The following is a 16,439-nucleotide window of genomic DNA, read 5'->3' as shown; positions in this document are numbered from 1 at the left end:
AACCTCCGGCAGACGCGGATACGCTTGACCCCGACCCGTGGGTACGTGGAACTCCAGTCGAATGCTTCGAGTGACGGAGTCCTCGGTAGGGTGAAACAGTTGGTACCGGAGTCACGATTTCTCGCCGGTTCCAGGAAAACAGAAGTCGTCTAGTCGGTCAGCCCTGTCGTGCTGCTTCGCGGACTTTTTCGAGGAGGACCATCGTCCACCGCGACTCTTCGACGGGGACCGGCATCGGGCGTCCGGAGGCGATTGCCTTCGCTTCGAGGTCGATTTGGTAGAAGTGCGGGTTCGTCTGTTTGACGTTCTCCCATCCGTCGTCGTACTTCGTCTTGAGCATGGTGCTGGCGTTTCCGACGACGCCGCCGATGAGGTCGGCCGAGCGTTCGACGTTGTAGCGAACCTTCGACAGCGACGTGCTCGTCGGGTCGTGTGCAACCTTCATCACGGTCTGTGAGACGAGGTCGGCCATCAGCGACCGTTTCTCGCCGTGGACGACGACGAGACGCTGTGGGATGGCCCCGGAAATCATCTTCACGCTCACGAGGACACCGCCGTTCGTCCGGTATTGAACGGCGGCGTTGTCGTACGTGAAGTCCATCTCGTACTCGTTTGCGAGGCTCGTAATCGCGGAGATGGCGTCTTCGTCCTCCGGGTAGCCACCCGCAGTCAGCGCGAGATACAGTGGGTGTGGCAGCCCTTCTTCGAACTCACCGCCTTCGAGTTCGAAGGTCCACGCCCCACGCTTTTCGAGGTCCGGTTCGGTCAGTCCAGTGAAGATGACTTCGACGCTTCGGACTCGCCCGAGGTCACCGCGTTTCATCCGTTCTGTGACCACGCGCATGGCCGGGTCGAACGCGTGCTGGTGGACTTCGGAGAATCGGACGCCGCGTTCCTCGGCGTACGCCTGGAGTTCGAGGAACTCTTCGAGTGTGGTCGTGATTGGCTTTTCTATCTGGACGGGAATTCCCTTGTCGATTACCTTCTTTGCCAACGAGACGTGCGTCTGGACCGACGTACAGATGTGGACCCAGTCGAGGTCCTCGGCTTCGAGCATCTCGTCGAGGTCCGTGTACGCGGCGATGTCGTACTTGGTGGCGACATCGTTGGCCCGACCCTCGTCGATATCACAGATTGCGACGAGGTTGGTCCGCGGGTTTCGGTCGAGTGCAGAGAGATGAGTTCCAGAAACAACACCTGCACCGACGACTGCTGCGTTGAGTGTCATACGTGAGGCGATATGATTGAGAAGTGTATTGTTATACGCCCAATGACCGGTGGACGGTAGTCGCTAACGGCGTTCGGAAGTCGTGCGACGGCTGCCGAAATTCGAGTGTGAATAGCTCACTCGCGTGATACTCGTTCGGACGGTCACTGGACGACGAACCGAAGCCACTCCAGTTGGCCGTCGCTGGTCCCCGTGATGGCGACTGTGTTATCTCCGTCCACCACTGGGAAGTCGGTGGTGACCAGGCAACCGTCGTAACCGGTTACACCACTTCCATCGACGAGGTACTCGGTCTCTTCTATCATCACCGTACTCCCCGACTGGAAGGAACCTCCCGAACCGGTCGACTTTCGGACCACTGGAATCGCGCCGAATTCGAGCAAGCAGGCGTCTGCGCCGGTCTGTCTGTCCACTTCGACGACCAGGGGATACCGTGTCGTCGTCACAGACCCGCCATCGATGAGTGTGGAAAACGAGTCCGTCAAGAAGACTCCATCTCGGTTCTCACCTGTCTGTTCGATGGTACAGTTTCGGATGACCGACTCGGGTGCATCGTACAGGATGACTGCTGCGGCACCGCGAGAACGACCCGTAATCTCGACGTTCTCCAGCTTGATCCAGTGTGGTGCTTCTGCGGGTTCGTACTGCCCTTGCGGTTCGAGGACGCTCCGGTAGACTGCCGGGACGTTGTCGGCGTTCACCTCGATTTTGGTGTTTCGTATCGTCACCGTCCGCCCCGTCGGGAAGATGTAGACACCGCCCTTCGACCGTGGTGTGGATTCGATGGTGATGTTACAGTCTCGTATCTCTACACCGGGTGGCTTCTCGGTGGGACCCTGCTCGATAGCGACACCGCGGGTGTTGAACTGTGAGTCGAGTTGGGTGAGCGGGCCAGAGTAGTCGTCTAGGTCGACTTCGATTGTCGCTCCCGCGACGAAACTCCCGTTGCCCGAGATACGGATGCTCGCGACGTTGTTGTTGCGGAAAACGCCGCCGACGACTTCGACGTTTCCGGACGTTCGACTGCCGTAAACTCCGTTGTTTCCGAACTCTTCGAGGTGGCAGTCTTCGATACGGATGTTTCCCTTGTTCCACGGGCCAATCGAGATGCCTGCCCGTCCGTCACCGTTCTTGTAGTGGCCGATTGCGGACCCCTGTAGCGCTCGGAAGTTTCGGATGGTCCCTCGCCCGGATGAATTCGTCAGGCCGAGCAACATCGCGTGGACGACTCTGTCGTCGGGGTGGGTCCCCCGCCCGACGAACTCAACGTCTTCGATGAAGAACGAGTCGCGACAGATGACTCGAACTCCCGCAGTCGTGTCCGCTGCGGTGATGTCGATGTCGATACCGCGCATGAAGAACTTGTCAGTCTGTCCGACGTCGACGATGATACTGTTGAACCCCTCGGGGGGGACGAGACTGACGTCTCCGTCTCCGACGAGCGCGACGTCGGTCAAATCGGCGATGTCGAGTCGGCCCCCGAAGCGATAGCTACCACTGGGGAACTCCAGTGCGACGCCGTCTGCGAGCGCGTTTCGCAATTTCGACTCACAGGGTTCGTTCCCGCTTGGGTCACACCCTAGGTCGTCGACGACGTTGATGCGCTCGTATTCGTCGAGGCGCGGCGTCGACGTTGGAGGGATTGGTGATTGTGGTGTCGGTTGCGGCGTTTCGGTCTCTCTTCGCGTCGTACATCCCGCTACGGACGCAACAGTGACACCGACTAAGCCGAGATACGCCCGTCTATCCATTTGTGTAGAACTCGTCGGTACTAGGTAACACAGGGATATAATTATGGAGCCTAGACCGTGCTTCGAATCCGCTACTCAGTTCGTTCTCGGACTCTCGGGACGGTGTCGGCCCGCCCCGGAATCCGTTAGTCGCGAATTTACAATGTGATTTCTGCACCCACACTCATACCTGATGTATTCGTTGTCACAGATTCGAACGGGGTTGAAAAGTGGCCGTTCGAATCCCGCCATCTTTGGGCGTGAACTGAATCGTCTCTACTACAGTCGTCTCGACCGACGAAGCTTCAATCACGATGGCGTCGACGTTCTCGCAGAAGACTGGGACAATCTCCTCATCTTGGACGCCTGCCGCTACGACATGTTCGAAGAACAAAACACGCTCCCTGGCCGTCTGGAAAAACGCATCTCGCGTGGCTCTCACACGGTCGAATTCCTCAAAGGGAACTTCACCGGTCGTGACCTCACCGATACGGTCTACGTCACCGCGAGTCCGCAATTATTCGCCCGACGTGACGAACTCGACGCGACGTTCCACGACGTCGTCAACGTCTGGATAGAAGAGGGGTGGGACCAGTCGATTGGAACGGTCCTCCCCGAGACGATGACGCGGCGTGCAATCGAAGTGAGCGAGCAGTATCCGGACAAACGGCTCATCGTCCACTACCTCCAACCACACTACCCGTTCATCAACGCCCCAGAGTTGAACGTGCGAAGCCCGTTCGAAGACGCGGACAAAAAGGCCGACATCTGGGGTGAGTTGATGGAGAAGAAACGAACCATCGCACCGGAGGCGATTTGGGCCGCGTATCGAGACAACCTCGACATCGCTCTCGCCGCCGTCGAAGAACTGATGGACACGCTCCCCGGTCGAACCGTCGTCACGTCTGACCACGGGAACATGATCGGCGAACGAGCGGCACCGATTCCGATTCGTGAGTGGGGCCACCCGCCGGGCATCCACACCAAAGAACTGGTCACGGTTCCGTGGCTCGTCTACGACAACGGCAGACGGAAGGAAATCGTCGCCGGTGAATCTGTCGAGACGAACGACGCCGTCTCTTCAGACGTCGTCTCCGACCGTCTGGAGAACCTCGGATACGTCGAATAGTACCGCCCTCGACACTCGTTTTTCTGCAGCGCTCGAATCTACCGCGAGCGAACCCTCGTCCAAGGCTCCGTAGACACGCCCCGTATATACGACTCGCTGTTGCCAGCACAGCGTTGCCGACTTGGTATTGCCGACTCGATGTTGTCGCTGGCCGGGCGCGAACGTAAGTTAGGTTCGCTGTCGTTAGAGTCTACCTAACTGGGCTGAATGTCACGAAAAGAGATATGCTGGGCGAGTCGATTACTCGATGTAACCGAGGTTCGCGAGTCGTTCTTCGACGTTACTGTCGTTCGTCGAACTGACCTCTGTCAAACTCACCTCGGGGTACGTCGCGGTGCCGACTGCCTCGACGATTGGCAGGGGTCTCCCGTCCATTCGTTCGTCCGCTTGGAGGCCGAACGTCGCCAGAACTGTCGGGGCGATATCGAAGAGATGTGCCCCCTCAAGGCACGCCTCGGTGTCGATGTTGGCCCCGATTGCGGCGACGACGCCGTGTCGCTTGTGGTTCCACGGTTCGGTCGGTTCGCCGAACACGTCGTCGGCGAGCATCGCAGAGAGGAACTGGTCGAAATTCCGTGGGACGGTCACGATATCGACGGCGTCGCCGTCACGTGGGCCGTGGAAGTACACTTCTCGCGGGACGACTTCGTCGAACACAGGATAGCCGTCGGGTGCCGTCGCGTCCCGGAGGAGTTCGATGAGTCGTCTTCGGACCGAGTCGTACTCCGATTCGGAGACGATGCCCGCTGGCTCTCTCCCTTCGAGGTTGATTCTGATGCCGAGTTCGGTGCGCGAACGCATGTAGGCAATCGAACGTTCGAAGTCGACTTGCTGAGTGCCCGCGCTGATGACGTCCGCGCTGACCCTGCTCGTGACGAACTCTTCGAGGCCGAGTCGACGAAGTACCGCACCGAGGCGTTGACTCGTCAGGCCCGCCCGGGCGACGAGTTGCATCAGTTTGACGCCGGTGGTCGGTTCGATTGAGTCCGACTCGATTCCGGCCATCAGTTTCGAGTCTCGGATGGTCGCCCACGTCGGCATCCCTCTCCCACCGTTGACGGTTTTGACGAATCCGTGGCGGCGGAGATACTCGTTGACGCGGAAGTCGTATCCTTCGTACTCACCGATGCCGTGGTCACTCACGACGAGCACGTTCCGCGGTTGGAAGGCGTCGATAATCGCTTCGAGTTGTCTGTCGACTTCGACGTAGATGTCACGTACTGTGTCGAGGTCACCGGGCCGTTCGTGGAAGACGGTGTCTGTCTGCTGGAACTGGATAAACCCGAAGTCCGGGTCGAAGCGGTCGACGAGGTACCGGAACGCGTCACCGCGCATCCGAATCAACTCGCAGTATCTGTCACTCGCTGCTTTGTCCTTCGGGGAGGGGTCACGTGGGTATATCTTGTACTCGCCGATGGCGTCACGGACGTCGTCCAAGATACCGCTCGGGTAGCCCTCGGGGTTCTCCGGTGCGGTGTACCCCGGGATGAGCGCCCCGTTGAAGGGTCGGCAGGGGTGTGTCACCGGTGTGTTGACGACAACACTGGAGTATCCGTGGTAGTCCAACAGTTCCCACAGCGTCCGTTCACGGATGTGGCTCCCGTTTATCACCGACCACTCGTATCCGTCGAACGTCAGGAAGTCGAAGACGCCGTGTTTTCCGGGATTCATTCCCGTGTAGAGCGATGGCCACGCGCTGGCAGTCCACGGCGGAATCTGTGATTCGAGTTGCCCGGAGGTACCAGATGAGAATATCTCCTGCAGTGTCGGCACCACTCCCTCTTCGAAGAGTGGTTCTAAAACCGGGAGACACGCGGCATCGAGTCCAACGAGTAACGTGTTCATCTCTCCCGCCCGACTTTCAGTCATACCGAGAAAGTCGTTTGTTGAGTGTTTTGTTATTCGCGGACTTAGTGGCAATCGGTCGTAGACTAACGGTCACCGTCGAGTCCGCTTGGACGAACCACCGTGAGTGGACGAGGGTCCCGAAAATCCCTGTTCTCGGTTCTTCCACGGCCCGTATGGGGTTCATAACACAGCGCTCGCAACCAGATTCCCCACGTAGGGAACTCGTAACAAAGCCGTCGAAGTCTGTCTTTCAACGCAATAGTATGTCGCAGAATGGTTCACTTCTCTCCACTCCTGTCCGAGCGTCGAACGGTGAGCGACGGCCGCCGCTCGTGTTTGGCGGCCAGCACCTCACCGAGATATTAGCCGAGACGCTCGAATACTCTCGGGAACGAGACTACACCGGTTGGGATTACGGCGACGGGATGAGTAGCCGGTTGTTGAACGTGCTCCCGTTCGAAAACAAGTGGGTGAACCTCGCAGTCCAAGAGCTGGTCAAGCGCCCGCCGATAAACGTTCGGCCACTGTTCCTCGTCGAGAAGCGTCGGAACTACAAGGGGACTGCGCTGTTTACGATAGCGAATCTGAACTATCACCACTACCTCGACGCGAGCGACGTCTCGGCAGACGTCGATTATCTGAACGAGGCTCGCCAACTCGCCGACTGGCTGGTCGACAACCGAAGTATCGGGTACCACGGATTCTGCGGCGGTCACAAACACGAAATCCAGCATCTCGAAAAGAAAGGCGTCCCGAACGACCCAGACGTCGTCTCGACGTCGTTTGCGGTGAAGGCGCTTCTCGAAGCGTCTCCGTACGACCCGATTTACGCACCAATCGCTCGGACGGCGTCGGACTTCGCCGTCGAGGACCTGAACTACCGAGAGGTCGATGGTGGGGCGAAAATCAACTACCACATGAACCACCCGGATACCTACTACACCATCAATTCGGGTGCGCTCGGTGCGAGGCTCTTCGTGGACCTGTACGACCACTTCGGTGACGAAGCTGACCTCGAACGCGCGACCAAGATTCTCGACTTCATCGCCGACCACCAGGCGGACATCGGTGGATGGACCTACCGGATTCCCGCGTCGAGTTCACACCTCTCGATGGACAACCACCACAACGGGTTCGTCCTCGACGCGTTCCTCCGGTACAGAGCAGTCACCGGGTCTGCCCGCTACGACGAGACGCTCGAACGAGGACTGGCGTTCTACCGGACGACGCTGTTCGACCCAGACGGTGCACCGAACTGGGACGAGTCGAAGTCGTATCCACGGGATATACACGCTGCTGCGACGGCAATCGCGGTGTTCAGCGCTGCCGGTGACCTCCAGACTGCCGGCCAAATCCTCCAGTGGACGCTCGAAAATCTCTACGCCGGTGACGGTCGGTTCTACTACCGGAAACACAGGTTCTACACGGTCCGAACGACGCTGATGCGGTGGGCACAGGCGTGGATGGCCTACGCGATGTCGGAGTACCTCGTCGCGGCCACGCAGGATGGTGGTCACGGCCACGTCGTAGAACATTCTGCGGTCGAACCCAAATCGTCTCGCTGACGTCGTGACACGTGACTGTTCGTCTCGCTCTCCGTAACATTGCTCGTCTCGTCCCTTGTACACGTGATTACCCGTCTCGCCGTCTGTAACACACGTTTTGCGCGTCACGCACGGCTTCCGCTCGGCGGATGACCCGCTAGCTAACTCAGAAATTGAAGTCGGTGGTTCTCAGGCAGCGCCTGCGCTCTGTTCCATCTCCATCGATTTGGTGGATTTCCGTGCGCTGTAGGCGAAAATGACCATCGTGCTCCCGCTCACGAGGAGGTTGACGCCGAACAACAGACCGATTGCCCACACTGCACTCGCCGGGAATCCTGCCCAGAGCATGACGGCCAGGAGGATACCGATAGCCCCGCTGACGACGGCCATGAACCAGTTCGGTTCACCGCGAAGGCTCAGGCCCATTACGACTTCGACCACACCACTCACGAGCAAGTAGGCGATGACGAGAATCGTCAGCGTCGCGAGTCCGGCAACCGGGTTGACGAAGAGGATGACACCTGCACCGATGCTAATGCCACCGAGGAGGATTTGCCAGATTGCACCGCCCCAACTTCTCGCCGAGAAGACGCCGATGAAGTTCATTACCCCCGATGCGATGAGGAAGAGACCGAAGAGGAGTGATATCGATAACCCGGTGACGAACGGTGCGAGGATTGCCAAGAGCCCGATGATTCCGATGATGGCACCCGCAATTGCTAACCACCGCCAGCTAGTTTGGAGGGACTCCGACATCGAGTCGTGTTGACTGGCCATTCCGGTGTCTGCTGATGAGGAACTCATACCAGCTTACACAATGGACGTGTGAGAGAATATACAATTTTCACGTTTTTGCGTACAATCACGCAACAAAAACCGTCTGGTTGGGCAGTAAATGTCCGTTCGCCGAGGGTGGTACGACGGGGGTAACTGTCTCTGTCGGCAGAGAGCCGATTTCTGGATAATCTCTCTCCGAGGACATTCCCGAAAGATGTGAAAAATGTTGATAATTATACACGCGAATGTAGAATCGTAATGAGTAGTCTGATAGTCCTCGCATTCGAGACGATGGAGGGTGCAAGAGACACCCGAGACAAGTTGTACGACCTACAGAAACAAGAGTTGATAACACTCGACGACGCCGCCATCGTCGTTCGGAAAGAAGACGGGAAAGTGAAAGTCGACCAGGCGGTGAGTCTCGTCGGAACCGGTGCCCTTGGTGGTGCGTTCTGGGGAATGCTCATCGGACTTCTCTTCCTCGCACCGTGGCTTGGGATGGCAGTCGGTGCCGTGACAGGCGCGCTCTCTGGGAAGTTTGCCGACTTCGGTATCGACGACGACTTCATCAAAGAGGTTGGCGACACGATCGAACCCGGTCACTCTGCGCTGTTCCTCCTCGTCCGTGACGTTCAGACAGAACGCGTTATCGACGACCTCGAATCGTACGCACCCACAGTCCTCCGGACGAACCTCTCCCCACAGCAGGAAGACGCGCTTCGCGAGGCATTTGGTGCAGAAGAAACCGCTGCCTGAGCGAAGAACGACTTCGTTTTCGTCTACAGTCCAATCGTGCCAGTCGTAATCCAAAGAAGTGGTAGCCCGTGACTAGACGTATCGTCGACCTTCGTTTGACGCGGGAAGAGGGAGGACTGTGGCTTCTCACCCTCGCCGTGTTCACACTCGTCGTGTTCGTCACGTGGCGGTACATCGGCACGTTCGTGCTCGGCCTGTTCCTCTACTACGTGACGCGTCCGGTGTACGCCCGCATCAATCGCCGAGTTCCGTCACGGACGGTGGCGGTGACGCTGGCACTCGTGACCGTCGCAATTCCCGTGCTGTTACTCGTCGTCTGGACTCTCGTAGTCGCAGTTCGTGGGTTACGTGACCTCCTCGGAACCGACCTGACGGCAGAACCGATTCCCGGTATCGATACAGTTCCGGAGTTTGGAGACGTCGTCGCCATCGTCGAAACGACGCTCGAGGGACTCCTGACCGACCCAGTGGGAGTCCTCACCGGTGCCCTGGGGCAGAGTCTCATCGGCGTCTTCGAGACGCTTTCTGGGTCGCTCGCCATCGTCGTCAACGCCGGTCTCCACCTGTTTATCGGCCTCATCGTGCTGTTCTTCCTCCTCCGCGACGATTATCGCATCGCCGCGTGGGGGCGTGCAACGTTCATCCGGGAAGGGAGCGTATTCGAATCCTTCCTCCAAGCTGTCGACCGTGACCTGACGCAGGTCTACTTCGGGAACATCCTCAATGCCATCCTCACGGGGGCTCTCGGCGCGGTGACCTACAGCGTCCTCAACCTCTTCGCACCGGAAGCAGTTCGCATCCCCGAACCGGCACTGTTCGGACTGTTGACCGGTGTCGGGAGTCTCGTCCCGGTCATCGGCATTAAAATCGTCTGGATTCCACTCGCGTTGATTCTGCTCGCCGACGCACTCATCACAGACCCGTCCGCGCTCTGGTTCGTCGTCGTGTTCGCCATCGTCTCCGTCGTCGTCGTGGACACACTCCCCGACCAAGTGCTCCGACCGTACGTTTCGGGACGGTCACTCCACGTCGGGGCGGTCATGCTCGCGTACACGATAGGACCGCTTCTCTTCGGGTGGTACGGCGTCTTCCTGGGGCCACTTCTCCTCGTCGTGGTCGTCGAATGTGCGAGATACGTCGTCCCGTCACTCGTCGGTGGAGAACCGCCAGGTGACGAGGACCAACCGGACGACAGCGGTGCGTTCGCATCGGACGACTCAGAGACGGCCAGTCCCGACGACGACGTGAGTTCGCCACGCAAACCGGGCGTCGACGACGACACAGACGGGTCTGTCGCCTCCGACTGACACTCCCGAACTGGTCGGTCCCGCGCGACGCCGGGGGACCGAATCTCGTCGCCAGCCGTCGTGTCAGCGAACCCCGAATACAACTAACAGACGAATACGTATTTGTGGGAATCGCTACCACTGGTCAACCATGTCACGACAAGCACCCCCACACTCCCCCCGGGCCGAGACGCGAATCCAGTGTGACCGGACAGCGGGATACAACATCAAGTCGGGTGCTCACTACTACGAATACTGTCCGTTTTGTGGACACCGAACCGACGAGGGCGAGAAACACGAAATCCGAATCGAGATTCGGAACTGATTGACTGGGGTCAGACCTAGTCTCCGGTCTATCGCTGGCTTTCGGAGAGTCGGAACAGTCTCAGACGATATCGTTTGTTGCACCTGCTCACACAGCCATATTTCGGAGAACGAGAGAGTTAGGATTACACGTGTATCACTGTAATTGGTACGTCTCGAATGGATGAATGACTGGCGATATCAGGGGATAGGAGAGCCAGAGAGCGAATATCCGTGCCCACTCGAGTGAACGACCGGAAACTGTGCGTGAATCGTGTTCCTGTCACTCGTCTCCCACGTTTATTATCTCGGACGGAGTATATCTCCCATGCGCCTAGTTCAGGTCTTGATACCAGAAGGGACACGTGAGAGTGTCCTCACTGCTCTCGACGAGCAGGGTATCGACTACGCCGTGTTCGACGAGGTGGGACGAGGAGATTTCGAGGCGATGGTCCAGTTCCCAGTGCCACCCAGTGGGGTCGAAACGGTGATGGATAAACTCACCGAAGCAGGGGTTCGAGAGGATGCGTACACTATCGTCCTCCCGACGGAGACTGTCGTCTCACAGCGCCTCTCAGCGCTCGTCGAACGCTTTCCCGGACTTCGAATCTCTCGTGAAGAACTCTACGCACGAGCACAGGACCTGGCACCGGCGAACTCGACGTTCTTCGCGTTTCTCATCCTGAGTACGATTATCGCGACGACGGGTCTCTTGCTCGACTCCGCGGCGACGATTATCGGTGCGATGGTCGTCGCCCCGTTGATGGGTCCTGCTATCTCTGCGAGCGTCGGGACGATACTCGACGACCCGAAGATGACTCGTCGGGGTATCTTCCTGCAGGTGACGGGACTCACCGCCGCTATCGCGACGGGTGCGGTTATGGGCATAATTCTTCAGCAAACGATTCTCATTCCCCCACAACTCGATATCACGTCGATTCCTCAAGTCGCAGAACGGACGAGTCCGAACTTCCTGTCGCTGTTTCTCGCGCTCGGGTCGGGGCTCGCTGGGAGTATCAGCATCATGCGAGGTTCGGGGTCGACACTCGTCGGGGTTGCTATCGCAGTGGCACTCGTTCCGCCAGCAGCAACCTCGGGACTCGGCATCGCGTTCGGGTTGCCAGGTGTCGCGATTGCAGCTGCAGTTCTCGTCCTCGTCAACTTGCTGGCAATCAACCTATCCGCACTCATCCTCTTTTACATCTCTGGGTTCAAGCCACTCGAAGCAGGGCAATTGGAGGGGGTCAAGTCCTCGTTGTTCTCACGTATCGCCATCATCGCGATTGGGATTGCTGTCCTCTCCCTCGTTCTCGGAGCGGTCACCTTCACCACCTTCCAGACGCAATCCTTCGAGCGGCAAGTCCAGACGGATTTCCAGCAGGGGTTCGACGAGGCCAACCTGCCAGGTGTCGAACTCGTCAGTGTAACCGTCGACTACGAACCTATCGATATCGTTCTCGGGAACGAACCCCGGGTGAACGTTCTCATCGCGGTCCCTCGTAACCAAGAAATCCCACCTGACCTTGCCCAGCGGTGGGACGACCAAATCACGGCAGAACTCGGTCGTGACGTGTACGTTCGCGTCGGATTCGTCGAGGCACAGTTGTCTGAACGTGAAGAGCCAAACCCACCGTTAGGATGGCCATCGACCATCGCATCGCGTGAAGTCGGCGGCGGAGTTGTCCTCTAGTAGTCAGTTTCCGACGCACCTCCTTTTTGTCCGTAGAGATTGTATAATTGACACGAGGAATCGAATGTTTCAGTATCCCCGCCGTCTGGTCCAGATTGCAATCCGCTTTCTCCCGTTCTTCGTCGCAGGCCTCCGTGACCGACACCGGTTCATCCTGTTCGGTCGCTCCCGGTTCGTCTCAACTGAACAGCACCAACTTCGGGCCAGACGGTTGCGCGACACGATGCTGGAACTCGGGCCGACGTTCATCAAAATCGGGCAGGTGCTCTCGACACGCCCCGACATCGTTCCACTGGTCTACGCCACGGAGTTGAGTACGCTGCAGGACACCGTCCCACCCGGTCCGTTCGGAGAAGTCGAGACGACAGTCGGCGAAGACGTCGGCATGGACGAGTTCGACTCGTTCGACCCCGAAGCACTCGCCGGCGGGTCGCTCGCACAGGTGCACGAAGCGCAGTACAGGGGGAACCGCGTCGCGGTGAAAGTCCGCCGTGCGAACGTCGTGGACATCATCGAAACCGACCTCAGAGTCGTCCGACGCCTCCTCCCAGTGGTCATCGCGATCGCGCCGAAGCGCCACCACTTCTCGCTTCGAAATCTCGCCGACGACTTCGAGCGCATCATCAAACAGGAACTCGACTTCGCACGGGAAGGGCGAATGATGACCGAGATTCGCTCGAACTTCTCCGAAGAAGACGGCGTCAAGATTCCCGAGCAGTTCCCCGAAGCGTGTTCCGAACGGGTGCTCACCATGGAGTACGTCGATAGCACCAAGATTACCGACATGGACGAACTTCGGGCGACGGGGTACGACCCCGTCGCAATCGCCCACGATATCGCCAACGCCTACTTCAAGATGGGAATCGTCGACGGCGTCTTCCACGGCGACCCACACCCCGGGAATCTCGGTGTCGACGACAGACGACGAATCGTCTTCTACGATTTCGGGATGTCTGGACGGTTCACACCGGAGATGCAGGACGCTATCGTCCGGTTGTACATCGCCGCCGCGGCGCGTGACACCGAGGACCTGATGGACGTGCTCATCGACCTTGGTGTCCTCGACTCGGACGTCGACAGACAGGCGATGAATCAGGTGTTGGAGTTGGCTATCCGGGATTTAGAGGGGACCGGTATCTCCGACTGGCGAGCGCTCATCACCGAGATGAACTCGATTCTCCACGACTTCCCGTTCCGTATCCCGCCGGACCTCATGCTCCTCATCCGAGTTGGAACGGTCAGCGAGGGGGTCCTCCGCCAGTTAGACCCGAACTTCGACTTTCTCACCGCCGCACAGGAGTTCCTCGTCGAACACGGATACCGCAGACGTGGTGCCGAGACGTGGTTCGAAGGCATGAGCGACGAAGCGACGTCGTCGATTCGTTCGACCGTTCGAACCCCCGAAAAACTCGAACGCGTTCTCGACATGGTCCTCGACGGGCAACTGCAGGTAGCGGGGCTACAGTTACAACAACCACTCACTGCGATCGGACGACTGCTGGCGTACGCGTTGATAACTGCCTCGTGGGTCGTCGGGTCCGCGATTCTGACGGACGTTCGGCCGACGTTCGGTGCTATCGGTTGGGGTATCGCCGCAATCATGACGCTGGTGTTCCTGGTCGCGTTACACAACGCCCGTGTCAACGGATAACCGGCACACCGTGGCGTCCACTCGGGTCAGTCGTCGCGAGTGAAGTTCCGCAACATTCTGTCCCCGAAGACGACGACGATGAGCGCGCCGACGAGGTTGAACACCAGGTCGAACGCGGTGTCTTCACGCCCATACTGGACGAGAATCGGGTCGATACCGAGGCGATTCGCGACGAAGTGAATCAGATATTCGGTGAGTTCCCAGGCGACACCGAGGAAGGCGATGACGCCGATAACTCGTGGTCGTGGGTCGTGGCCACGACGTGTTGCGATGACGTGGATAATCCCACCGGCGACAGACGCCGAGTGCGTGTGAGTGAGGTGGTCCCACCACCACACGTCGTCGTAGGGCCCGAGCATCCCCACCGCGTGTGTGAGCATCGCCGACTCGACGTAGAGGCGTTGCCACGGTCGGAATTCGACGCCGAGAGTCCGTTCGAGCAGCGCCGGGAGATACGTCCCGAGGAGCGAGAAGACGGCGTTGACCACGGCACCGGGGTTCCGCTTTCGAATGCCGAGGACAAAGACGCTGACGATAGCACTCCTGATGCCTAATTCGACCGGTTTCACGTTCGAGTCTTGATTTGAGTCCGTCACACGTCCCTCTCAGAGAAGTTGGCTGACACTCTGATAAAGATATTGACAGACCGGGCGTCCAGCGAGTGCCGCACCCACGACGGGACGGTCGAATGCAACACAATTTTGGGTAATGAAATTCGAGTTGTATCGATGCGAACGAACCACACCACCGAGACACACGGAGCGTCCCGATGACCGAGCAATCAGATTCGAACCCCGACGCTGTCCGACGGAACACACCCGGACAGGGGGTTCGACCAGAGGCGACGGCAATCGAACCCACTGCGCCCGACGAGTTCGGGCTCGTACAGGTGTGGTGGGGAGATGGTAAGGGGAAGACGACTGCTGCCATGGGGATGGGGTTCCGTGCGGCAGGTCACGGCTTTCGCGTCCACATGCTCCAGTTTATGAAAGGTGGTGCGGACTCTGTCGAAGCAGTTCGCGGTGAGTACAACGCAATCGAAGCGATGCCGGGATTCTCGTTCGAAAACCTCGGCCACTACGGGTGGGCAGGCATGGCAGACGGAAGCGACGAGGCGGACCACGCCAAACAGGTGGCGGCCGGTATCGACCGGACGAAAGAACTCCTCGATGGGGCGGCTACAGCAGACCTCACCGCTCCGCTCGCCCTCGATGGCCCACCAGAAGACGGTGTCCATCTGCTCGTCCTCGACGAGATTCTGTACGCCGTCTCGATGGGACTCCTCTCGGAGTCTGCCGTCCTCGAACTAATCGAGCAGAAACCGGAGCACCTCGAACTCGTCTTGACCGGAAGCCACGACGAGCCAACGTATCTCACCGACGTCGCTGACCTCGTGACGAACGTGCGAAAGGTGAAACACCCGATGGAGAGCGGCCAACGTGCACGACGGGGAACCGAATACTAATCGCCGTGGTCGTTACTCGGACTGTTCTTGCTTCGCGGCGACCGTAATCACCGGCACCGGGGCGGTTCTGACTGTCTTCTCTGCGACACTCCCGAGGAGGATTCGGTCGACACCGCTCCGTCCGGTCGTTCCCATGACGACTGCGTCGACGTCGTGTTCGTCGACGACGGTGTTGATGCGGTCACTGGGCGCGCCGTGTTCGATATGTTCGACGACGGTGGAGACGTCGAACTCCTTTGCCTTCGACACGACGTCTGCGACGGCGTCGGCGGCGACCTGTTCGTACTCTTTTCCGGAGAGCATCGAGCGAACGTCGGGGCCGAGCGACGAGTCGTCGACGACCGAGAGGACGTGAACAGTCGCGTCTGTCGCTGCGGCGAGTTCGAGGCCGTGTTCTGCGGCACGCGCTGCCGATTTGCTGCCGTCCGTCGGGATGAGGATGCCTTCGTACGGGAAGGTCAACTGGTCTGTCGACTCCATTCGGGCGGTGAGCACGGGTTTCTCCGACAGACGGACGACTTTCTCCGTGACGCTCCCGAGGAGTCGTCGCGAGAGTCCCTGCCTCGCGTGCGTCGGCATCACGATGAGGTCGTAGTCGTATCGGTCGGCGTACTGGACGATGGTCGGCGCGGGATTGCCCTGAACGACGTCGGTGTCGTAGTCCACACCGAGCGTGTCTAACGTCGCCCCGGCCTCCTCTACGACGGATTCGCCCTGCTTGACGAGCGCGTCGACGACTTGGTTGTCGACGAGCGTGACGCTGTCGCGGCCCGTATTCGCGACGAACAGGAGTTGTACTGTCCCGTCGGCCCAGTGGGCGATTTCACTGGCGTGGTGGAGGATTGCGCTCGACTCCATCACCTCGTCGATGGGAAAGAGAATCGTTTCGTACATACTGGTCGTGTTAGGCCGGGCACAGGTAAGTACTTTCGACGGGTTCGACTGCCACTCGTCTCCCAGACGACGTCGCCGCCGTCACACAGACCAACTCGCTTCGAGACGTGTGACGGGCACCAGACTTTCGGTCCTCCA

14 protein-coding genes are annotated in these 16,439 nt (G+C 59.0%); 8 read left to right on the top strand and 6 right to left on the bottom strand.

The annotated features are described in order from the left end of the window. Positions 1-157: 157 nt before the first annotated feature. On the bottom strand, positions 158-1,228 hold the full coding sequence (locus ACK3R5_RS18595; RefSeq protein ID WP_411966227.1) for a Gfo/Idh/MocA family protein: 1,071 nt from the start codon (positions 1,226-1,228) through the stop codon (positions 158-160). 143 nt (positions 1,229-1,371) lie between these two features. Continuing rightward, a complete protein-coding gene (locus tag ACK3R5_RS18590; RefSeq protein ID WP_411968989.1) occupies positions 1,372-2,979 on the bottom strand; it encodes a hypothetical protein in 1,608 nt (535 codons plus the stop codon). A gap of 172 nt (positions 2,980-3,151) precedes the next feature. On the opposite strand from ACK3R5_RS18590, the gene ACK3R5_RS18585 reads away from it, so the two are divergent. Further along, on the top strand, positions 3,152-4,087 hold the full coding sequence (locus ACK3R5_RS18585) for a hypothetical protein (RefSeq protein WP_411968988.1): 936 nt from the start codon (positions 3,152-3,154) through the stop codon (positions 4,085-4,087). 240 nt (positions 4,088-4,327) lie between these two features. Here ACK3R5_RS18585 and ACK3R5_RS18580 read toward each other — a convergent pair whose 3' ends face one another. Then, positions 4,328-5,932 (bottom strand): alkaline phosphatase family protein, encoded by a 1,605-nt coding sequence (locus ACK3R5_RS18580; RefSeq protein ID WP_411968987.1) that lies wholly within the window; start codon positions 5,930-5,932, stop codon positions 4,328-4,330. A gap of 266 nt (positions 5,933-6,198) precedes the next feature. Between ACK3R5_RS18580 and ACK3R5_RS18575 the strand changes: the two genes are divergently transcribed. Next, the gene (locus ACK3R5_RS18575) at positions 6,199-7,500 is read left to right on the top strand and encodes an antibiotic ABC transporter permease (RefSeq protein ID WP_411968986.1); all 1,302 of its coding nucleotides are present in this window, start codon (positions 6,199-6,201) and stop codon (positions 7,498-7,500) included. A gap of 168 nt (positions 7,501-7,668) precedes the next feature. On the opposite strand, the gene ACK3R5_RS18570 is transcribed toward ACK3R5_RS18575, so the two are convergent. Beyond that, a complete protein-coding gene (locus ACK3R5_RS18570) occupies positions 7,669-8,283 on the bottom strand; it encodes an HdeD family acid-resistance protein (RefSeq protein ID WP_411968985.1) in 615 nt (204 codons plus the stop codon). Positions 8,284-8,547: 264 nt separating this feature from the next. Between ACK3R5_RS18570 and ACK3R5_RS18565 the strand changes: the two genes are divergently transcribed. From ACK3R5_RS18565 to ACK3R5_RS18545, 5 genes are all read left to right on the top strand, one after another. Then, positions 8,548-9,012, top strand: coding sequence for a DUF1269 domain-containing protein (locus tag ACK3R5_RS18565; protein ID WP_411966387.1), 465 nt, complete (start codon positions 8,548-8,550; stop codon positions 9,010-9,012). 68 nt (positions 9,013-9,080) lie between these two features. Then, entirely contained in the window at positions 9,081-10,319 is a 1,239-nt protein-coding gene (locus tag ACK3R5_RS18560) for an AI-2E family transporter (protein WP_411968984.1), read from the top strand. Positions 10,320-10,449: 130 nt separating this feature from the next. After that, positions 10,450-10,623: a hypothetical protein gene (locus ACK3R5_RS18555; protein ID WP_411966220.1), complete on the top strand. Its 174-nt coding sequence runs from the start codon at positions 10,450-10,452 to the stop codon at positions 10,621-10,623. A gap of 306 nt (positions 10,624-10,929) precedes the next feature. Next, entirely contained in the window at positions 10,930-12,291 is a 1,362-nt protein-coding gene (locus ACK3R5_RS18550; RefSeq protein ID WP_411966219.1) for a TIGR00341 family protein, read from the top strand. Positions 12,292-12,355: 64 nt separating this feature from the next. Next, positions 12,356-13,942, top strand: coding sequence for an ABC1 kinase family protein (locus ACK3R5_RS18545; protein WP_411968983.1), 1,587 nt, complete (start codon positions 12,356-12,358; stop codon positions 13,940-13,942). Between the two features lie 26 nt (positions 13,943-13,968). On the opposite strand, the gene ACK3R5_RS18540 is transcribed toward ACK3R5_RS18545, so the two are convergent. Continuing rightward, a complete protein-coding gene (locus tag ACK3R5_RS18540; protein WP_411966217.1) occupies positions 13,969-14,538 on the bottom strand; it encodes a hypothetical protein in 570 nt (189 codons plus the stop codon). Positions 14,539-14,711: 173 nt separating this feature from the next. On the opposite strand from ACK3R5_RS18540, the gene ACK3R5_RS18535 reads away from it, so the two are divergent. Further along, complete coding sequence (locus tag ACK3R5_RS18535) at positions 14,712-15,407, top strand: cob(I)yrinic acid a,c-diamide adenosyltransferase (RefSeq protein ID WP_411968982.1); 696 nt, start codon at positions 14,712-14,714, stop codon at positions 15,405-15,407. A 12-nt stretch (positions 15,408-15,419) separates the two neighbouring features. Here the strand turns inward: ACK3R5_RS18535 and ACK3R5_RS18530 are convergent, their stop codons facing one another. Then, positions 15,420-16,301 carry a universal stress protein gene (locus ACK3R5_RS18530; protein ID WP_411968981.1) on the bottom strand — a complete coding sequence of 294 codons (882 nt, stop codon included), beginning with the start codon at positions 16,299-16,301 and terminating at the stop codon, positions 15,420-15,422. Between the last annotated feature and the right edge of the window lie 138 nt (positions 16,302-16,439).

The organism is Haloferax sp. YSSS75, assembly GCF_046764215.1.
In the GTDB taxonomy this organism is placed as follows: domain Archaea; phylum Halobacteriota; class Halobacteria; order Halobacteriales; family Haloferacaceae; genus Haloferax.
This window is presented reverse-complemented; position numbering and strand designations above follow the sequence as displayed.

What these genes read in the sequence shown, in the direction of transcription:
- ACK3R5_RS18595 (WP_411966227.1), bottom strand. Translation starts at nt 1,228, where the DNA reads ATGACACTCAACGCAGCAGTCGTCGGTGCAGGTGTTGTTTCTGGAACT.
- ACK3R5_RS18590 (WP_411968989.1), bottom strand. Translation starts at nt 2,979, where the DNA reads ATGGATAGACGGGCGTATCTCGGCTTAGTCGGTGTCACTGTTGCGTCC.
- ACK3R5_RS18585 (WP_411968988.1), top strand. Translation starts at nt 3,152, where the DNA reads ATGTATTCGTTGTCACAGATTCGAACGGGGTTGAAAAGTGGCCGTTCG.
- ACK3R5_RS18580 (WP_411968987.1), bottom strand. Translation starts at nt 5,932, where the DNA reads ATGAACACGTTACTCGTTGGACTCGATGCCGCGTGTCTCCCGGTTTTA.
- ACK3R5_RS18575 (WP_411968986.1), top strand. Translation starts at nt 6,199, where the DNA reads ATGTCGCAGAATGGTTCACTTCTCTCCACTCCTGTCCGAGCGTCGAAC.
- ACK3R5_RS18570 (WP_411968985.1), bottom strand. Translation starts at nt 8,283, where the DNA reads ATGAGTTCCTCATCAGCAGACACCGGAATGGCCAGTCAACACGACTCG.
- ACK3R5_RS18565 (WP_411966387.1), top strand. Translation starts at nt 8,548, where the DNA reads ATGGAGGGTGCAAGAGACACCCGAGACAAGTTGTACGACCTACAGAAA.
- ACK3R5_RS18555 (WP_411966220.1), top strand. Translation starts at nt 10,450, where the DNA reads ATGTCACGACAAGCACCCCCACACTCCCCCCGGGCCGAGACGCGAATC.
- ACK3R5_RS18550 (WP_411966219.1), top strand. Translation starts at nt 10,930, where the DNA reads ATGCGCCTAGTTCAGGTCTTGATACCAGAAGGGACACGTGAGAGTGTC.
- ACK3R5_RS18545 (WP_411968983.1), top strand. Translation starts at nt 12,356, where the DNA reads ATGTTTCAGTATCCCCGCCGTCTGGTCCAGATTGCAATCCGCTTTCTC.
- ACK3R5_RS18535 (WP_411968982.1), top strand. Translation starts at nt 14,712, where the DNA reads ATGACCGAGCAATCAGATTCGAACCCCGACGCTGTCCGACGGAACACA.
- ACK3R5_RS18530 (WP_411968981.1), bottom strand. Translation starts at nt 16,301, where the DNA reads ATGTACGAAACGATTCTCTTTCCCATCGACGAGGTGATGGAGTCGAGC.